A 17914-nucleotide genomic window follows, 5' to 3' on the forward strand; every position below is an offset into this window, starting at 1 on the left:
AGCTTGCCGATAAGCAGGGAGAATTTTGGAAAAGGTCAGGTCGACGTGTAATGTAAATGCTCGGACTCGTGCCCGCACGCTGTTTATGCAGCTCACATGGGGGATGAGTACCCGCAATTCAAGAATTTCATTTCAACTTTGTTGTAGGCCCCTCGCCGTAGATAGCGGACCGTTGTCTGAATTAAAGGGTGGCGAGCGCCTCACGGTACTGACCGTGGGGAGCGTGAGTAGCCCGAAATCACACGGAGAACGCTTTGGTGAGCACGGGAACCGCAACGAGAAAGGTACACGGTCACTCATATGACTATGACTGATCCTATTGCCGACATGCTGTCGCGCGTGCGCAACGCAAGTAATGCGCACCATGACACCGTGTCGATGCCTACCTCCAAGCTGAAGGCAAATATTGCCGACATCTTGAAGCAGGAAGGCTACATCGCTGACTACACCGTCGAGGGCCACACCCTGTCCCTCGAGCTGAAGTACAACAACCGCGAGCGCTCCCTGTCTGGCCTGCGTCGCGTGTCTAAGCCGGGTCTGCGTGTGTACGCAAAGTCCACCGAATTGCCGCAGGTTTTGGGCGGCCTGGGCGTGGCTATTATTTCCACGTCCCACGGCGTGCTGACTGACCGTCAGGCTGAGGAGAAGGGCGTAGGCGGAGAAGTTCTCGCCTACGTCTGGTAAAGGGAGGTTTGACACATGTCTCGAGTCGGTCTAGCACCAATCGCCGTACCAAACGGCGTCGAAATCAAGATCAACGGCCAAGACGTTGAGGTTAAGGGCCCAAAGGGCGCCCAGAGCGTTAACGTTCCAGAGCCTATCGCCATCAACCTGGAAGACGGCGTACTGTCCGTCTCCCGCCCTGATGACCACCGCAAGAACCGTGCTCTGCACGGTCTGTCCCGCTCCCTGCTGAACAACGCTGTTATCGGCGTGACCGAGGGCTACACCATCAAGATGGAAATCTTCGGTGTCGGCTACCGTGTCCAGCAGAAGGGCAAGGACCTGGAATTCAGCCTGGGCTACTCCCACCCGATCCTCATCGAGGCTCCGGAGGGAATTACCTTCGCAGTGGACGGCGCAACCAAGCTGTCCATTACCGGTATTGACAAGCAACTAGTCGGACAGATCGCCGCTAATATCCGTCGTCTGCGTAAGGACGATCCTTATAAGGGCAAGGGTATTCGCTACGAAGGCGAGCAGATCCGTCGCAAGGTCGGAAAGACGGGTAAGTAAGCAATGGCAAACACTGAAAACACCAAGCGCACTCCAGTCGGCAAGGACATCTCCTCCCGTCGTCGCGAAGCACGCGCACGCCGTCACTTCCGTATCCGTAAGACCCTGCGCGGCACCCCTGAGGCACCGCGTCTGGTTCTTCACCGCTCCTCCCGTCACATGCACGTCCAGGTCATTGATGACCTGGCAGGCCACACCCTGGTCTCCGCATCCTCCATGGAGGCGGACGTTCGTGCACTCGAGGGCGATAAGAAGGCCAAGGCTGCCAAGGTAGGCGAGCTGGTTGCCGAGCGCGCAAAGGCTGCTGGCATCGAGCACGTCGTATTTGACCGCGCAGGCTACAAGTACCACGGCCGCGTCGCTGCGCTGGCTGACGCCGCACGTGAAGGTGGTCTGAAGTTCTAATGATCATCGTCAACGGAAACATCAACGGAAGGAACGCCTAATGTCGGACCGTGAACAGCGTGACGGCGGACGCTCCGCCGAGAACAACAAGAACAACCGCGGTGGCAACGGCCGCCGCAACGATCGTCGTAACCACCAGGACAACGAGCGCGATAAGTACATCGAGCGCGTTGTGACCATCAACCGCGTCTCCAAGACCGTTAAGGGTGGCCGCAACATGTCCTTCACCGCTCTCGTCGTCGTTGGTGACGGCCAGGGTCAGGTTGGCGTTGGCTACGGCAAGGCCAAGGAAGTCCCGGCCGCAATCCAGAAGGGTGCTGAAGAGGCTCGCAAGAACTTCTTCCGCGTTCCGATGATTGCCGGCACCATCACCCACCCGGTTGAGGGTCGCGACGCAGCTGGCATCGTTATGATGAAGCCTGCCGCACCTGGTACCGGTGTTATCGCCGGTGGTGCTGCTCGTCCAGTGCTTGAATGCGCTGGCGTGCAGGACATCCTGTCGAAGTCCCTGGGCTCCGACAATGCACTCAACGTCGTCCGCGCTACCGTGGACGGCCTCAAGCAGCTGGTCCGCCCTGAAGAGGTTGCCGCACGTCGTGGCAAGTCCATCGAAGAGGTCACCCCGGCCCGTATGCTGCGCAAGCGCGCAGGTCAGGAGGCATAAGCAATGGCTCTGAAGATTACACAGGTAAAGGGCCTGGTGGGCACCAAGCCGAACCACCGCAAGAACATTGAGGCTCTTGGCCTCAAGCGCATCGGTCAGTCCGTAGTTAAGCAGGACACCCCGATCGTTCGCGGTATGGTTCACAAGGTTCGCCACCTGGTCACCGTCGAAGAAGTGGCAGGGGAGTAAACCATGGCTGATATCATCAAGCTGCACGACCTGCGCCCAACCGCAGGAGCAAACAAGCCTAAGACCCGCGTCGGCCGCGGTGAGGCATCCAAGGGTAAGACCGCTGGTCGCGGTACCAAGGGTACCGGTGCTCGTAAGCAGGTTTCCGCTGCTTTCGAGGGTGGCCAGATGCCGATCCACATGCGTCTGCCTAAGTTGAAGGGCTTCAAGAACCCGAACCATGTTGAGTACCAGGTAGTTAACGTTGCTGACTTGGCTGAGAAGTTCGCAGATGGCGGCGACATCACCGTTGCTGACATCGCAGCTGCTGGCCTGGTCCGCGCTAATAAGCCGGTCAAGGTTCTGGGCAACGGCGACATCAACGTTAAGTTGAACGTCACCGCTGACAAGTTCTCCAAGTCTGCTGTTGAGAAGATCGAGGCTGCTGGCGGATCTGCCAACACCAAGTAATCTCTTTCAAGTAGATTTTCGTCCCCCTCTCCGCACCAGCGGAGCAGGGGGATGATTTCGTTTGGTAAGCGCCCTGGTGCCGGTATAGAGCGCAGTACCTTGGTTATGGACACAATTGGTGCTGGAAATAGCTGACAGGAAACCTTTATTAATAAATAAGGTTGCCGGTATGGCGATATATATTCATGAGTGTTAAAGTCAGTCTTAGTTGAAAATCATCTACCGTTAAGGAGACTCTTATGTCGTCTATTTCTTCGCTGCTCGCAACCGCAGTCGCTGCCATCATGCCATTTGCCGGCTCTACCGGCCCAGTCGACGCCCAGGAACAGCTCTCCCAGCCGGATCCTGCTGAGACCACTCAGACCGCGCCTGCCGAAGTTGGCGAGCAGAACGCTCAGGACCAGCAGCCCGGCGCTCACGCTGAGAAGGGCCGTATCACCGGTGACAAGGAAGACGTCATCAACGGTGACGCAGAGGGTGCCGAAGAGGTCGATCCAGGGTTCAACGGTGGCAACCTGCAGAGCGGTAAGCTGGCCGTGCAGCGTGAGCTGGCCCTAGCTACCCAGGAGGCCGGCCACGAGTTCATGAACATCGAGTTTAAGGATGACCACTCTGCTCACCTGACCTTCCCGGAGACCTATAACCCGGAGAAGGATGAGGCAGCTGTGCAGCGCGTCATGGACGCCCTGAAGATCAACGGCTACGACAACATCACCGCGGCCTACTAAAGCGCGAGTGTCCCAAGACTTCGGGACGAAAAAAGAGGGTGGAACGCTCGGTGAGGGCGTTCCACCCTTTATGCTCTTCCAACTAGGGTAGGCGCGGGGGGAGGGAAGGCCTAGGCCTCGTCTACGGTTTTTTCGTACAGGCCAGGGAAGCGGTCATCCGGATCGGTAACCGCTTTGATGGTGGCGGGAAGGTTGCCACCGTAGAGTTCTTCGAATTTTTCCCGGGAATAGAAGGCTTCGGAGTAGAGGGACTTGTGTCCGCCAAGCTCGTTGACCTTGGATTCAATGACGCGGTTGAAAGCGCCATTATTCGGGGCGGAAGGGTCGACGTGGTCGCCTTCTACGCCGGACCAAAAGCCAACATTGACCCAGGTCTGCCCGGGGTGAAGCGGGTAGAGCGGCCAGGGGTCGCTCGAGTTAGAGGCGAGGTCGCCGGTGCCTACTAGCTCTTCCACGCCATCGCGAAGTCGGATTGGACAGAGCCACACCGGCTGGATATCGGAAGCATTAAAGAACCAATGGAGGAATTCCGGCAGGTTTTCTGGAGTGACCTCGATATCTTGGACCACGCGTTCAGCACGTGGCTTGCCGTGGGGCTTTTTGATGAAGTTATATTCCAGCTCGTATTTGCGGTCGAGCCGGACCAATTTCCAATAAAAAGAACTGCGGCGCAATTCGCGCGGCCACACCTTGCGCACCTTCGGGTTCTGCGCGCCAAAGGCGCGCGAGCACCAGAACCAGTCGGTATCCCAGCGCCAGATATAGTCGCGGATGGTCAGGCGGTCGCGCCGGATGTCAGAGGCGTGCTGGAGGCTGCGGTAGTAAATCTTGTCCCGCGTGTAATCGGAGGTTGGGCCCTCCTCGTCGGTAAAGCGGGCGAAGACGAGGTAGGCCTCGTCCTCGGAGAAGACCACGCCGTCGAGGCCATGGACGGGCTCGCCGCGGTGCGTGTGGGAAGAGGCGACGTCGGCAAGCACGCGGCTCGCCTCCTCCACGGTGTGGAAACGCTCCTCGCGCAATTCCACATAGGCGGGCACGGGCTCTAACTCGATCTTCAGGCGCACCGCATAGCCCAGCGAGCCATAGGAGTTGGGGAAGAGACGGAAGAGATCCACATTCTGCTCGCGGGAGCAGGTAAGGATCTCACCCGTGCCGGTAAGCACGTCCATCTCGAGGACGGACTCGTGCGGCAAGCCATTGCGAAAGCTCGTGGATTCCACGCCCATGCCAGTAACCGCACCGCCCAAAGTAATGGTCTTAAGCTGCGGTACGACGAAGGGCATGAGGCCATGGGCCAGGGTGGCATCCACGAGGTCCTCATAGGTGCACATGCCCTGCACATCGGCCGTGCGGGCAACTGGATCGACCTCAATGACGCCGCTAAGGCCGGATACGTCGAGGCCTTCCTGCGCCTCGCTGCGGCTACGGAAGAGATTGGAGGTCTTCTTGGCTAGGCGCACGCGCTTTCCGGCCGGGACAGCACGGAAACTCGCCAGCAGCTTGTCGACGCCCTCTTGGTGCGCCGTCCATCCCACCGGCTCAATGGGCATGGCATCCACCGGTCGCGGTTGGGCAGCGGCGAGGCGTTCGCGCAGATTATCAATGAGAGTCATGGCACCCCTCCTTAAAGCGGCTATCTTCCCACCAGCGGCGCTCAGGCACACCGGCGCGGGAGCCGGCCTCGCCCAGCTTGACGCCGAGGAAGTGATAAAGGTTGATGATATTGCGCTCAAAGCCCCATTCGGATCCGGCCATATAAATGCCGTAGAGGCGAGCGGTGGGTAGGCCCACGGTTGCGCAGGCCTCGTCCCAATTGTCCTTCAGGTTCTCGCACCAGTCATGCAGCGTGCGCATGTAATCAAACCGGAGGGACTCGGTGTGGATGACTTCGAAGCCATTATCTTGCATCGCCTTGGTGACATTGCCGGAGCCGGTGAGCTCGCCGTCCGGGAAGATATAGCGGTCAATGAAGCCGCCCTTGGGCGTCTTGTGGTTATCCGGGTAGGTGATGTTGTGGTTGAGCATCAGGCCGCCCACCTTCAACTTGCCATGGAGGAACTTGAAGAAGTCATCGTAATTCTTTACACCGATGTGCTCGATAATGCCGATGGCGGAGATAGCATCGAAGCCCTCTTCGGTGATATCGCGGTAATCCATGAAGCGTACTTCCGCCAAGTCTTGGAGGCCTTCCTCCTCAATCTTGCGCTGGCCCCACTCGGCCTGTTCCTTGGATAGGGTGACGCCAATGGACTTCACGCCGCGGCGCGCCGCGTAGCGCACCATGCCGCCCCAGCCACAGCCCACGTCCAAGTGGCGGTCGCCCTCCTGGAGGCGCAGCTTGTCAAAGATGAGGCGGTACTTATTCTCCTGCGCTTCCTCCAAAGTGGCGTCTGGGGAAGGGTAGTAGGCGCAGGTATAGGTCATCGAATCGCCCAAGAAGAGCTCATAAAAGTCATTGCCCACGTCGTAGTGATCAGAAATGACATCAGCATCGCGCTGCTTCGAGTGCTTGGATAGGCCGTCGTGTAGCTTGCGGCGCAGCCAAGAGGCACGCTCTACCTCGGGAACAGGCTGGATCTGGAAGGCGCCCATGGACGCCAGCGAGCGCACCACGCGCGCCAGTGTCTTCGCATCCGGCTTTTCAAACTTGTCGTACATGGCATGTAGGGCGTCGAAGATGCCATAGGGGTGGGCTGGGTGATCGCCGTGGACCGTGATGCCGTCGGTGACATAGGCGCGGGCGAATCCCACATCGCCGGGATGGGTGGCTATAAAAGACAAGCCTTCAAGGCTGTTAATAGTCACCTTGTACTGGGCATCCTCCGGTCCGGTCGCGGATCCGTCGAAGGCTTCCCAGCGGAAGGGATTGGGGCTAGGGACAAATACGTCGATGATCTCAGCTACGGTCATCGGCGTGAATTTCTTTTTCATAAGTACTTCTTTCGAAAATAGTTGGTTCACACCAATAACGGCCTCGTGGCTCATGGGGCTGTGAGGTCGGAGACTTTACTAGGGGATTGCATGTGTGCAATACCCCCTCATGGTAAACCCCGTAGGCAAAACGTGCGAAAGAACAAGCAATGATGGTCACACTATTGGGTATTAATGTGGCTATGGGGGACAAGGCTGGTAGGGTTGTGGGGTCATAAGTGTTCAACCGTCCCTGAAAGAAGCCTAAAATTCCCCTTAGCTGTCCAGCTTAAGGGGTGCGGTTTCCTAGGGGCAGATGAGTTTCCACCTCCGTGTATGAGCGCGAAACCCTCCCTAGATTTCGCGTTCGGCAGCGGTAGGCCAGGAGGATTTTGTAGTGTCCGCCATTATCCAGGCTTTTAAGGATGCCGACCTACGTAAGAAGATCATCTTCACCATCGTGATGGTCATTGCGTACCGCGTCGGCGCACAGATCCCGTCCCCGGGTGTTGACTATGCGTCAATTGCTGGCCGCTTGCGCCAGCTGACCGAGCAGTCCGGAGACCTTTACTCCGTCATTAACCTCTTCTCGGGTGGCGCGTTGCTGCAGCTGTCGATCTTCGCCATCGGCATCATGCCGTACATTACGGCCTCGATTATCGTGCAGCTGTTGACCGTGGTCATTCCCCGCTTCGAGGAATTGAAGAAGGAAGGCCAGTCCGGTCAGGCCAAGATGACCCAATACACTCGCTACCTGACCTTGGCGTTGGCGTTGCTACAATCCTCCGGCATCGTCGCACTGGCAGACCGCGAGCAGCTGCTGGGCCAGGGCGTACAGGTCTTGGCAGAAGACCGTAACTTCTTTACCCTCATCGTCTTGGTAATCACCATGACGTCGGGCGCCGTGCTGGTGATGTGGATGGGCGAGCTCATCACCGAAAAGGGCATTGGTAACGGTATGTCTCTGCTCATCTTTGCCGGCATTGCTACCCGCCTGCCTACCGATGGCGTGAGCATCATGCAGAACAACGGCGCACTCGTCTTTGCCATGGTCGTTGCTGGCTTGGTTGTCCTCGTTGTGGGCATCACCTTCATCGAGCAGGGCCAGCGCCGTATCCCGGTCCAGTACGCCAAGCGCATGGTTGGCCGCCGTCAGTACGGTGGTTCCTCTACCTACCTGCCGCTGAAGGTCAACCAGGCCGGCGTTATTCCGGTCATCTTTGCCTCCTCCCTTATCTACATGCCGGTGCTCATTACCCAGATCGTGAACTCTGGCTCCGCCGGTACCCCCGATAACTGGTGGCAGCGCAATGTCATCGCACACCTGCAGGCGCCATCGTCCTGGCAGTACATCGTGCTGTACTTCGTGCTGACTATCTTCTTCGCTTATTTCTACGTTTCGGTTCAGTACGATCCGGCAGAGCAGGCGGATAATATGAAGAAGTATGGTGGCTTCATTCCGGGTATCCGCCCGGGCCGCCCGACCGCGGAGTACCTTGGTTATGTGATGAACCGTCTGCTGTGCGTGGGTGCCCTGTACTTGGCTGTTATCGCCATTTTGCCGAATATCCTCTTGGATCTCGGTGTGGGCCGCGCTTCTGCCAGCGGTACCTCCGCCTTTGGCGGTACGGCCATCCTGATTATGGTCTCTGTCGCTTTGACTACGGTCAAGCAGATCGAGTCCCAGCTACTGCAATCCAACTACGAAGGACTACTTAAGTAATGCGTCTTGTACTTCTAGGACCTCCCGGTGCCGGCAAGGGCACCCAGGCAGCTATCCTCAGCGAGAAGCTGAACGTTCCGCATATCTCCACCGGCGATCTCTTCCGCGCCAATATGGGCGAGGGCACCCCGCTGGGTGTGGAAGCAAAGTCTTATATCGACGCAGGCAAGCTGGTACCTACCGACGTCACCGCTCGTATGGTCGAGGATCGCCTCAACCAGGACGATGCCAAGAATGGCTTCCTGCTGGACGGTTTCCCTCGTACTACCGAGCAAGCAGACATCCTGGAAGAGCTGCTGTCCAAGAAGGGCGAAAAGCTCGACGGCGTGCTCAACTTCGAAGTATCTGAGGACGTAGTTGTCGAGCGCATGATGGCCCGCGGCCGTGCCGACGATAACGAGGAAACCATCCGTACCCGTCTCGGCGTGTACCGTGAGGAAACCTTCCCGCTTATTGAGCACTACGGCGATGCCATTATCCCCATCAAGGCCGAAGGTACCGTGGAGGAAATCAACGCCCGTGCGATGGAAGCACTGGGTAAGTAAGCATGGCTTTTCGACGCCGCAGTAAGCGCATCCCCGCCCGCACCCCGGGTGAGCTAGACGCCATGCAGGCCGCCGGCGAGATCGTCGGCAAGGCACTGCAGGAAGTCCGCGCTGCTGCGGCGTCTGGCGTATCTACCCTCGAGCTAGATGCAGTGGCCGAGCAGACCATTCGCGATGCCGGGGCATATCCCACTTTTAAGGGCTACGAGGGCTTCCCGGGCTCCATTTGCGCTTCGGTTAATGATGTCATCGTCCACGGAATCCCAGACCAGGAAACCGTCCTCGCCGAAGGTGACCTAGTTTCCATTGATTGTGGGGCCACGCTCGACGGCTGGGTCGGCGATAGCGCATGGTCCTTCGCCGTGGGCAAGCTCGATCCAGATGTCGAAGCCCTCAATAAGGCCACCGAGTGGGTCCTTATGGAAGGCATGCAAGCTATGGTTCCGGGCAATCTGCTTACCGATGTCTCCCATGCCTTAGAGCAAGCCACCCGCCGTGCCGAGGAGAAGTTCGGTGTGGAGCTTTTTATCGTCGATGGCTACGGCGGACACGGAATTGGCCGCACCATGCATGAGGATCCCTACCTAGCTAACGAAGGCCGGCCCGGACGCGGCCCGCTGATTCAGGAAGGTTCCGTACTGGCCATCGAACCCATGCTAACTTTGGGCACAGAGGATTCCGCCGTCTTGGAGGATGACTGGACGGTCGTTACCCTCGATGGTTCCTTTGCCGCCCACTGGGAGCATACGGTGGCCGCCACCGCCGATGGTCCCCGTATTCTCACCCGTCGCTACTGACATATATTCCCCAATATTGCCTGTTGTACTAGGCAGATACCCCCCGAAAGGTTATACTCACAGCTATGTCTAAATTCAGCTTCCGCAAGTTCCGTGCCACGGTCGCAGCGCCCGCAGTCGCTAGCGTGATGGCCTTGAGTGCCACCGTTGCGGCTCCTGCCGCTACTGCCCAGGAGGTTCCTAACCTGGATCAGCTCCGCTCCAAGGCAAACTCTGACCTCGCACAGCTCTCTTCTCAGTCCGGCCTAGATAGGCTCACCGCTGATGCAAAGGCACAGCTGGATAATTTTTACGGCCAGACCCGCGAGCAGGCGTGGAACACCCGCAACCAGATTTTGGACCAGGCGGAGAAGTTCTCTCCTGAGCTGGCTCCTAGCGTTCAGACTGCGGTGGATGGCGCCGTTGAATTCCTCTTCCCGGGTCTGATTGCTCAGAAGAATGAGGAAGCACGCAAGGCTCGTGAGGCTGCGGCCCGCGCTAATGCCGAGCGCGTTGCCGCTGAGAAGGCTCGCTCCGAGGCTGCCGCACGTAAGGCGGAAGCGCAGCGCCGCGCCAACGAGTTTGACCGTGGTCCGTGCCCTGCGGACGCCAAGGTTTGTGTTGACTTGAACGGTCGCCGCACCTGGCTGCAGGACGGTGGCAAGGTCTCCTATGTCTCCCCGGCAATGTCGGCTGGCATGCAAGGTCAGGAAACCCCACGCGGCACCTTCCACGTCACCCGCAAGGTAGAGCACGAAATCTCCCGCGAGTTCAATAACGCGCCGATGCCGTACTCCATCTACTTCACCAACAATGGCCACGCTTTCCACTTGGATGACCCGGCCGTTGACTCCAATGGTTGCGTACACCTGCCGCCGGACGCTGCAAAGCGTTACTGGGATAACGTGCAGGTCGGCGATAAGGTATTCATTTACTAAAGCCTCCCGCCACTGCGCTTATTGATTCCCCCGCGCTGGTTCCCCGAGAAGGGGGCCGGTGTTGGGGGATTTCTTTGATCTGCAAGTCTTAAGAACTCTGACCGTGGGCACAAGGGTAGGGCAGCGGGGAAGTCCATTATGGGACGTCGGAAAGCGCAGCAGTTTGGAAAACGTGTCCCTGCAGCGTATGCTGTTAAGTCGGTGTATAGCGTCAGTGAGGCTGGCGCGGATACGCCACCGCAGTAGACAACAAACATGCAGGTGACGGCGCACTTGTCCGTCGCCAGAAAAGTAGAGGTTATGGCTAAGGAAGGCGCAATCGAGGTAGAAGGCCGCATTATCGAGCCTTTGCCCAACGCAATGTTCCGTGTCGAGCTCGACAATGGACACAAGGTTCTTGCACATATTTCTGGCAAGATGCGTCAGCACTACATTCGCATCCTCCCAGAGGACCGCGTGGTTGTAGAGCTGTCTCCTTATGACCTGACCCGTGGACGCATCGTCTACCGCTACAAGTAAAAACTGTAAGCCTCCTCACCCAAGGGTGGACCTGTAGGTTCACCCTGTCCACCTCAGGCTACGGTGGCCTGAGCCCACACTGGTAAGTAACCCAAGGATTCCCGGCACGGTCCGGGCGAAGCGTTGCATGGAGTGGGACGGATGGGGAGAAAACCGCCGTAACAACCCGAAAGGACACGCCATATGGCACGTCTAGCTGGTGTTGACCTCCCACGCAATAAGCGTATGGAGGTCGCTCTCACCTACATCTACGGCATCGGTCCAACCCGTGCCAAGGAACTGCTAGAAAAGACTGGCATTTCTCCTGACCTGCGCACTGACAACCTGGATGATGACCAGCTGTCGGCGCTCCGTGACGCAATTGAGGCTACCTGGAAGGTTGAGGGTGACCTCCGCCGTCAGGTTCAGGCTGATATCCGCCGCAAGATTGAAATCGGTAGCTACAAGGGTCTGCGCCACCGTCGTGGCCTGCCTGTACGTGGCCAGCGCACCAAGACCAATGCGCGCACTCGTAAGGGTCCGAAGAAGACGATCGCAGGAAAGAAGAAGTAATTCATGCCTCCAAAGACTCGTTCCGGCGCGCGCCGTTCCGGCCGTCGCGTCGTAAAGAAGAATGTGGCTCTCGGCCACGCATATATCAAGTCCACCTTCAATAACACCATCGTCTCGATCACCGATCAGACCGGTGCTGTTATTTCCTGGGCATCCTCCGGCCACGTTGGCTTCAAGGGTTCCCGTAAGTCCACTCCGTTCGCCGCTCAGATGGCAGCTGAGAACGCTGCACGCAAGGCAATGGATCACGGCATGAAGAAGGTTGACGTATTCGTCAAGGGTCCGGGCTCCGGCCGTGAGACCGCCATCCGTTCCCTGCAGGCCGCAGGCCTCGAGGTTTCCTCGATCACGGATGCCACCCCACAGCCGCACAACGGCTGCCGTCCGACCAAGCGCCGCAAGGTTTAAGGGAAAGGAAGAGGTAAGAAAATGGCTCGTTACACTGGCCCCGCTACCCGCGTATCCCGCCGTCTTCGCGTCGACTTGGTCGGCGGAGATATGGCATTCGAGCGCCGCCCGTACCCACCGGGACAGGCTGGCCGCAACCGCATCAAGGAATCTGAGTACCTGCTGCAGCTCCAGGAGAAGCAGAAGGCAAAGTACACCTACGGTGTGCTGGAGCGTCAGTTCCGTCGCTACTACGCAGAGGCTAACCGCCTCCCGGGCAAGACCGGCGATAACCTGGTTATCCTGCTCGAGTCCCGCCTGGACAACGTAGTTTACCGTGCAGGTCTGGCACGCACCCGCCGCCAGGCTCGCCAGCTTGTCTCCCACGGTCACTTCACCGTGAACGGCAAGAACATCAACGTTCCTTCCTACAAGGTCACCCAGTACGACATCATCGATGTCCGTGACCGCTCCAAGAAGATGGAATGGTTCGAAGATGCTCAGGACGCCCTCATCGATGCCAACGTACCGGCATGGCTGCAGGTTGTTCCTGATACCCTGCGCATCCTCGTGCACCAGCTGCCCGAGCGCGCTCAGATCGACATTCCGCTGCAGGAGCAGCTCATCGTCGAGCTTTACTCGAAGTAAACTGTTATTCCGCGAGGCCTTTAATGGCCTGGCGGAGAACCAGGAATCTTCGAACCCGAAGATTTTTACCCCTCTACCGGCGTCAAATAGCGGTCGCCGAAAAGGAGAATTGCAATGCTCATTTCCCAGCGTCCTCAACTCACCGAGGAATTCATCGACTCGTCTCGTTCCAAGTTCGTCATCGAACCGCTCGAGCCGGGCTTTGGCTACACCCTCGGTAACTCGCTGCGTCGTACCCTGCTGTCTTCCATTCCGGGTGCAGCAGTAACCTCCATCAAGATCGATGGTGTTCTCCACGAGTTCACCACCATCAACGGTGTGAAAGAAGACGTTTCTGAGATCATCTTGAACATCAAGAGCATGGTGCTTTCTTCCGACTCTGATGAGCCGGTAGTTATGTACCTGAGCAAGGAGGGCCCGGGCGATGTCACCGCGGGCGATATCCAGCCGCCGGCTGGCGTGGAGATCCACAACCCGGATCTGCACATCGCTTCCCTGAATGACACCGCCAAGCTGGACATTGAGCTCGTCGTCGAGCGCGGCCGTGGTTACGTCCCAGCCGCTCCTACCTCCGGTGAGATCGGCCGTATCCCGGTCGACCAGATTTACTCCCCGGTTCTGAAGGTCTCTTATAAGGTCGAGGCAACTCGTGTTGAGCAGCGCACCGACTTTGACAAGCTGACCATCGACGTCGAAACCAAGAACTCGATCTCCGCACGCGATGCACTGGCTTCCGCCGGTGGCACCCTGGTTGAGCTTTTCGGCTTGGCTCGCGAGCTGAACAACGCTGCCGAAGGCATCGAGATCGGACCCTCCCCGCAGGAGACCGAGTACATCGCTGCTTATGGCATGCCGATCGAGGACCTGAACTTCTCCGTCCGCTCTTATAACTGCCTGAAGCGTCAGGAGATCCACACCGTGGGCGAGCTCGCTGAATGCACCGAGTCCGACCTGCTGGATATCCGCAACTTCGGCCAGAAGTCGATCAATGAGGTAAAGATCAAGCTGGCTAACCTGGGCCTGGCTCTCAAGGACACCCCTGAGGACTTTGACCCGACCCAGCTCGAGGGCTACGACGCAGAAACCGGTGACTTCAAGGACCCGGCTGCTGAGGATTCCGAGTAAAGAACCCCGCTGACTTGCGGCAATTACCTAATTGCCGCGCGCTCAACTTTTACCGCATACGAGGAGTACACAATGCCAACCCCTAAGAAGGGTGCCCGTCTCGGCGGCTCCGCCAAGCAGCAGGCTCACATGCTGAGCAACCTGGCAGCCAGCCTGATCGAGCACGGCGCTATCAAGACCACCGATGCTAAGGCGAAGGTTCTTCGCCCGTACATCGAAAAGATCATCACCAAGGCTAAGTCCGGCACCGTTGCTGACCGCCGCGCAGTGCTGAAGCTCATCCCACGCAAGGATGTCGTTTCCTACCTGTTCGACGAGGTCGCACCGAAGTTTGAGAACCGTGAGGGTGGCTACACCCGCACCATCAAGCTGGACAACCGCACCGGTGACAATGCCCCGATGTCCCAGATCTCCCTCGTTCTTGAGGAGACCGTGACCTCCGAGGCTAACCGCGCTACCCGCGCTGCCGCTTCTAAGGCCGCCGAGGCTGAGGAAGCTAAGGCAGACGAGGCTGCAGAAACCGAGGCACCTGCTGAGGAGACCGCAGCTGAGGAGTCCGAGGAGAAGTAGTTCCCCTTCGGCCTTAGCGCTTTGCCGCCGCCTTTCCCACTTGTGGGAGGGCGGCGGCTTTTTATTTCTGGACTCTTCCGAACGGTGCACGGGGAGCTGGGCCCGGCTCTGGTCGAGGAAAGTGCCTCCGGTAGCATGAGTCCCACCATGACTGTTGCAGCATCTACCACCGCAGAAGGGCCGGCAGACGGGTTCGTGCGCCTGCGCTTGGACTTGGCCTATGACGGAACGGATTTCCACGGCTGGGCGAAGCAAAAAGGCGGTCTGCGCACCGTGCAAGGCGTGCTGGAAGAAACACTCGCGATGATTGCCCGCGCAAAGGTACCGCTAACGGTCGCCGGCCGGACGGACGCCGGGGTCCATGCGCGTGGCCAGGTTGCCCACGTGGACGTTCCCAAAGAGATGCTGGAGCAGCGCTCAGTGGCGGGGGAACCGGGGAAGCTGGTGCGTCGGTTAGCAAAGCTTTTGCCTGAAGACGTGCGGGTACATAGCTGCGAGTTTGCGCCCGCGGGCTTTGATGCGCGTTTCTCGGCGTTGCGCAGGCATTATGTATACCGGATTACTACCAGCGCGCGGGGCGCTTTGCCGACGCGTGCGCGGGATACCGCCGAGTGGATAAAGCCAGTGGATATCGATGCCATGCAGGAGGCCGCCACCGCGTTGGTAGGCCTGCATGACTTCGCGGCCTTCTGCAAAGCTAAGCCGAATGCCACGACCATTCGTGAGCTGCAAGAGTTCTCCTGGCGGGATATTTCAACGCCTGAGGAACCAGAGCTCTTCGAGGCGCGCGTGAGCGCCGATGCGTTTTGCTGGTCGATGGTTAGGTCCTTGGTGGGGTGCTGCCTGCGTGTAGGGGAGGGGCGCCGCGATGCCGACTTCGCCGCAGCGCTGCTCCACGAGACCAAACGCTCCTCCAGCATCCCCGTGGCTCCGGCGAAAGGGCTTTCTCTGGTGGCCGTAGATTACCCGGCGGCGGATCAGATGGCCGCCCGCGCCGAGGCTACTCGGGAACGGCGCAGCGCCGACTAGCTTTCCAGGTGGCGGTGGGAGCCCACCTGGGATAGCCTGTGTGCTGGGTGTACACAGACTTTTCGGGGGAAAATCATGGCACGTCCGCTGCCTACTACTAAGGCCCAAGTTTCGGGGCATAAATTTCTGCGCCGCCGCGTCGAGCACGGGCTCGTATTGGGCGATATCAGGATGATTCATGATCCTTTGGCAAGGCGGCGCAAGGCCCTGCTTTTCGGCGGAGTGGGCATAGCCTTCCTCGCGGTGGGCTCTGGCATGCTCGCATGGCTGCAACCGAGCCCGCAACCGGGCGATGCGCCCATAGTGCGCTCGGAGCAGGGCCAGCTATTTGTGGATGTCAATGATACCTACCACCCAGTCTTTAACCTGGCGTCTGCGCGCATTATCGCTGGTCAGGCTGCCGAGGCTCAGGCGATAGGGGATGAACACCTGCACGACGCGCTTCTGGGGTCCCGGTAGGGATCGCGGATGCCCCGGGGTACCTTGCGGCTGCCAGCGAGACTCCGCAGCAGCGCTGGGCGGCCTGTTTGGCAGGTAAAGAGGAGTCCTCAGGGGCGGAAAACCCGACTAGCATCGGCGGCCACCAGGTTGCTGCACAAGAGGTCATCGTGCTTGCCGAGCCCGACCAGGAAGGCCTGGGGCCGGAGCGCGCCGCATTGGTGGAGACCGAAGGCACGCAGTGGCTTATTACTCAGGACGGCCGGGTGGCGTTGCCTGATCCCTCTAGCACCCAGGGGCGTGTGGTGCGTCGCGCGATTGGTGTGGACGACGGCACCCACGCCTGGCCCATGCCGCCTGAGCTGCTCAATGCTTTTGCGGAGTTGCCTCCGCTGAATTTTCCGGCGCAGCCGCCGGAGGTCGTAGACACAGGCCAGGGCCTATGGGCGCGCACACCCGATGGCGTCGCCGAGCTTACGCCCACGCAGGCGCAGATGCTTATTGGATTAGGCGCCAAGACGGCGACATCCACGGCCCAGGAGATTGCTGCGCTTGCCGACGTCCCCTTAAACCTCAACCTTCCCTCCACCACTTTCCGCTTTGTGAGCCCAGACGATGGTTGGATGTGTGCGAGTAATGAGGGCGGCGGGGAAGTGGTACCTGCCCAAGCGGGTACCGTAGCCTTGGCTGGTGAGACGGTGGCGCAGCGCTTTGGTGGTCTCAACGGCGGAGGCGTAGGAGTAGATAGCGGTCATGGCTACCACGTGGTTGCACCGACGGGTCAGCGGCACGAGGTCAAGGATAAAGAGACCTTAGAGGCGCTGGGCACTGGTGTAGGCGCGCGGGTGCCCTGGGAGATTCTGCGTTTGCTGCCGGAAGGCTCGGCGCTTAGCCGGGAGCAGGCGCTGCAGGTCAGCTCTTAGACCACAGCCCGCGCCACGTTGCCCACGCGGCTAGCGCCAACGCCAACCCGCCGAGTACCCATGCACTGTGCATAGGTGCGCGTGATGTGCTCTTTTCGGCGGGGCGGATAGCCATTGCTCGGGTATCTCCGAGCGTGGATGATTCCACGTGGGTGAGCACCGTGAGCGGGTCGACGAATCCGTGTCCCGGCTCCGCGGCGTCTTCTAAGCGTTTACGCAGGGCGGCCGGGCTGTCATCGGGGAAACGCTGCGCCAGTAGGGCCGCCGTGCCGCTGACTACCGGCGCGGCAAAGGAGGTGCCGTGAAATTGTGACGTGCCGCCCGTACCCTCTTTGCCGTCGGCCCATCCGCCGGCGGGATTGAGCGCGAGTGGTACAAATCCTTGCGCGGCCAGTTGTGGGCCATCCGCCGAAGTCAGAGAGTAGTCAGCGAGCTCGTGCGAATCCGCTTGGGCGCTTACTGAGAGCACTGTGGGCGAATCCGCTGGAAATACTCGGTCACCCATCTCGCAGCTACCGGAAGAAGCGTTGCCGGATGCGGCAATTACCACGGATCCAGATTCTTCCGCATGTGCTAAAGCACCGTCCAACCGGGAAGTATCCACCTGGGCGGCCACATCCGGCGGGACGCAAGAAACAACGGAGATATTGATGATGCGGGCGCCGGCATCGGCGGCGTCATCAATCGCTTGGGCCAAGGTATCTAGCGAGCCGGTGGTATTGTCTTCTCGCTCTTGGCGATAATGCGCGCTGGTTTGGCGCACAGCGTAGATTTCCGCCCGTGGCGCGATACCGATATCGTGGCCGGCGATGATACCGGCTACGACGGTGCCGTGCAGGTCGCAGTCGCGGTGCGGCTCCGGTTCCTCCGGCGCGATAAGGTCCGCGCCACCGCTGAGGTGCCGCAGCTGATCGTGGGTAGCCACGCCGGTATCGATAACGGCAACCTTTACGCCCTCCCCGGTGGCAAAGGAGTGCAGACGGGCGCGGTAGTTGAGCTGATCCTCGCTAGGTTGGGGCGAAAGCGGTGAGGAATGCGCGATTGCGCATTCGCGGTCCGGTTCACGCGCGGTCGCATCGGGAGCGGTTACTAATGCCGCAGCACCTAAGGTAACGGGAAGTATTGCCACAGCTACGCAAGCAAGAAGCGCCGGGCTTAT

At 59.3% G+C, this 17914-nt stretch carries 22 protein-coding genes and 1 pseudogene; 20 read left to right on the plus strand and 3 right to left on the minus strand.

Features of this window, described 5'->3' with window-relative positions; genetic code table 11:
- Positions 1–300: 300 nt before the first annotated feature.
- From rpsH to WMP96_RS03650, 7 genes are all read left to right on the plus strand, one after another.
- Complete coding sequence (gene rpsH, locus WMP96_RS03620) at positions 301–684, plus strand: 30S ribosomal protein S8 (RefSeq protein WP_005322799.1); 384 nt, start codon at positions 301–303, stop codon at positions 682–684.
- Between the two features lie 15 nt (positions 685–699).
- Entirely contained in the window at positions 700–1236 is a 537-nt protein-coding gene (gene rplF / locus WMP96_RS03625) for a 50S ribosomal protein L6 (protein ID WP_239204633.1), read from the plus strand.
- A gap of 3 nt (positions 1237–1239) precedes the next feature.
- Positions 1240–1641, plus strand: coding sequence for a 50S ribosomal protein L18 (gene rplR, locus WMP96_RS03630; protein ID WP_005322788.1), 402 nt, complete (start codon positions 1240–1242; stop codon positions 1639–1641).
- Between the two features lie 40 nt (positions 1642–1681).
- A complete protein-coding gene (gene rpsE, locus WMP96_RS03635; protein ID WP_023020586.1) occupies positions 1682–2305 on the plus strand; it encodes a 30S ribosomal protein S5 in 624 nt (207 codons plus the stop codon).
- A 3-nt stretch (positions 2306–2308) separates the two neighbouring features.
- Entirely contained in the window at positions 2309–2494 is a 186-nt protein-coding gene (gene rpmD / locus WMP96_RS03640; protein WP_023020587.1) for a 50S ribosomal protein L30, read from the plus strand.
- A gap of 3 nt (positions 2495–2497) precedes the next feature.
- On the plus strand, positions 2498–2944 hold the full coding sequence (rplO, locus tag WMP96_RS03645; RefSeq protein WP_005322777.1) for a 50S ribosomal protein L15: 447 nt from the start codon (positions 2498–2500) through the stop codon (positions 2942–2944).
- A 239-nt stretch (positions 2945–3183) separates the two neighbouring features.
- A complete protein-coding gene (locus WMP96_RS03650) occupies positions 3184–3672 on the plus strand; it encodes a hypothetical protein (RefSeq protein ID WP_023020588.1) in 489 nt (162 codons plus the stop codon).
- A gap of 110 nt (positions 3673–3782) precedes the next feature.
- Here the strand turns inward: WMP96_RS03650 and WMP96_RS03655 are convergent, their stop codons facing one another.
- Together WMP96_RS03655 and WMP96_RS03660 are read right to left on the minus strand one after the other, a co-directional pair.
- The gene (locus tag WMP96_RS03655) at positions 3783–5285 is read right to left on the minus strand and encodes an FAD-binding oxidoreductase (RefSeq protein WP_239204631.1); all 1503 of its coding nucleotides are present in this window, start codon (positions 5283–5285) and stop codon (positions 3783–3785) included.
- On the minus strand, positions 5272–6603 hold the full coding sequence (locus tag WMP96_RS03660; protein WP_301716783.1) for a class I SAM-dependent methyltransferase: 1332 nt from the start codon (positions 6601–6603) through the stop codon (positions 5272–5274). The genes WMP96_RS03655 and WMP96_RS03660 overlap by 14 nt, the downstream gene beginning before the upstream one ends.
- 376 nt (positions 6604–6979) lie before the next feature.
- Between WMP96_RS03660 and secY the strand changes: the two genes are divergently transcribed.
- From secY to WMP96_RS03725, 13 genes and pseudogenes are all read left to right on the plus strand, one after another.
- Positions 6980–8305, plus strand: a complete 1326-nt coding sequence (gene secY, locus WMP96_RS03665; protein ID WP_284835566.1) for a preprotein translocase subunit SecY — start codon at positions 6980–6982, stop codon at positions 8303–8305.
- Complete coding sequence (locus tag WMP96_RS03670) at positions 8305–8850, plus strand: adenylate kinase (protein ID WP_301716781.1); 546 nt, start codon at positions 8305–8307, stop codon at positions 8848–8850. The genes secY and WMP96_RS03670 overlap by 1 nt, the downstream gene beginning before the upstream one ends.
- Before the next feature lie 2 nt (positions 8851–8852).
- On the plus strand, positions 8853–9647 hold the full coding sequence (gene map / locus WMP96_RS03675) for a type I methionyl aminopeptidase (protein WP_340432179.1): 795 nt from the start codon (positions 8853–8855) through the stop codon (positions 9645–9647).
- A 65-nt stretch (positions 9648–9712) separates the two neighbouring features.
- Positions 9713–10564 carry a L,D-transpeptidase gene (locus WMP96_RS03680; protein ID WP_238800316.1) on the plus strand — a complete coding sequence of 284 codons (852 nt, stop codon included), beginning with the start codon at positions 9713–9715 and terminating at the stop codon, positions 10562–10564.
- Between the two features lie 300 nt (positions 10565–10864).
- Positions 10865–11083, plus strand: coding sequence for a translation initiation factor IF-1 (gene infA, locus WMP96_RS03685; RefSeq protein WP_004566852.1), 219 nt, complete (start codon positions 10865–10867; stop codon positions 11081–11083).
- A 183-nt stretch (positions 11084–11266) separates the two neighbouring features.
- Complete coding sequence (rpsM, locus tag WMP96_RS03690; RefSeq protein ID WP_005322765.1) at positions 11267–11635, plus strand: 30S ribosomal protein S13; 369 nt, start codon at positions 11267–11269, stop codon at positions 11633–11635.
- Between the two features lie 3 nt (positions 11636–11638).
- Positions 11639–12043, plus strand: coding sequence for a 30S ribosomal protein S11 (gene rpsK, locus WMP96_RS03695; protein WP_005322764.1), 405 nt, complete (start codon positions 11639–11641; stop codon positions 12041–12043).
- Positions 12044–12064: 21 nt separating this feature from the next.
- Complete coding sequence (gene rpsD, locus WMP96_RS03700) at positions 12065–12670, plus strand: 30S ribosomal protein S4 (protein WP_005322762.1); 606 nt, start codon at positions 12065–12067, stop codon at positions 12668–12670.
- A gap of 114 nt (positions 12671–12784) precedes the next feature.
- Positions 12785–13795, plus strand: a complete 1011-nt coding sequence (locus WMP96_RS03705) for a DNA-directed RNA polymerase subunit alpha (protein ID WP_005322760.1) — start codon at positions 12785–12787, stop codon at positions 13793–13795.
- A gap of 72 nt (positions 13796–13867) precedes the next feature.
- Positions 13868–14365 carry a 50S ribosomal protein L17 gene (gene rplQ / locus WMP96_RS03710; protein ID WP_023020595.1) on the plus strand — a complete coding sequence of 166 codons (498 nt, stop codon included), beginning with the start codon at positions 13868–13870 and terminating at the stop codon, positions 14363–14365.
- Between the two features lie 147 nt (positions 14366–14512).
- Positions 14513–15394 (plus strand): tRNA pseudouridine(38-40) synthase TruA, encoded by an 882-nt coding sequence (gene truA / locus WMP96_RS03715; protein ID WP_436407019.1) that lies wholly within the window; start codon positions 14513–14515, stop codon positions 15392–15394.
- A 75-nt stretch (positions 15395–15469) separates the two neighbouring features.
- Positions 15470–16179 (plus strand): annotated as a pseudogene (gene eccB, locus WMP96_RS03720) (type VII secretion protein EccB); the annotation flags it as partial.
- A gap of 276 nt (positions 16180–16455) precedes the next feature.
- On the plus strand, positions 16456–16755 hold the full coding sequence (locus WMP96_RS03725) for a type VII secretion protein EccB (protein WP_340432245.1): 300 nt from the start codon (positions 16456–16458) through the stop codon (positions 16753–16755).
- Here the strand turns inward: WMP96_RS03725 and WMP96_RS03730 are convergent.
- Entirely contained in the window at positions 16745–17884 is a 1140-nt protein-coding gene (locus tag WMP96_RS03730; RefSeq protein WP_340432180.1) for a S8 family serine peptidase, read from the minus strand. The genes WMP96_RS03725 and WMP96_RS03730 overlap by 11 nt on opposite strands.
- Positions 17885–17914: the final 30 nt, after the last annotated feature.

Source organism: Corynebacterium sp. KPL4035 (genome assembly GCF_037908325.1).
GTDB classification, from domain to species: domain Bacteria; phylum Actinomycetota; class Actinomycetes; order Mycobacteriales; family Mycobacteriaceae; genus Corynebacterium; species Corynebacterium kefirresidentii.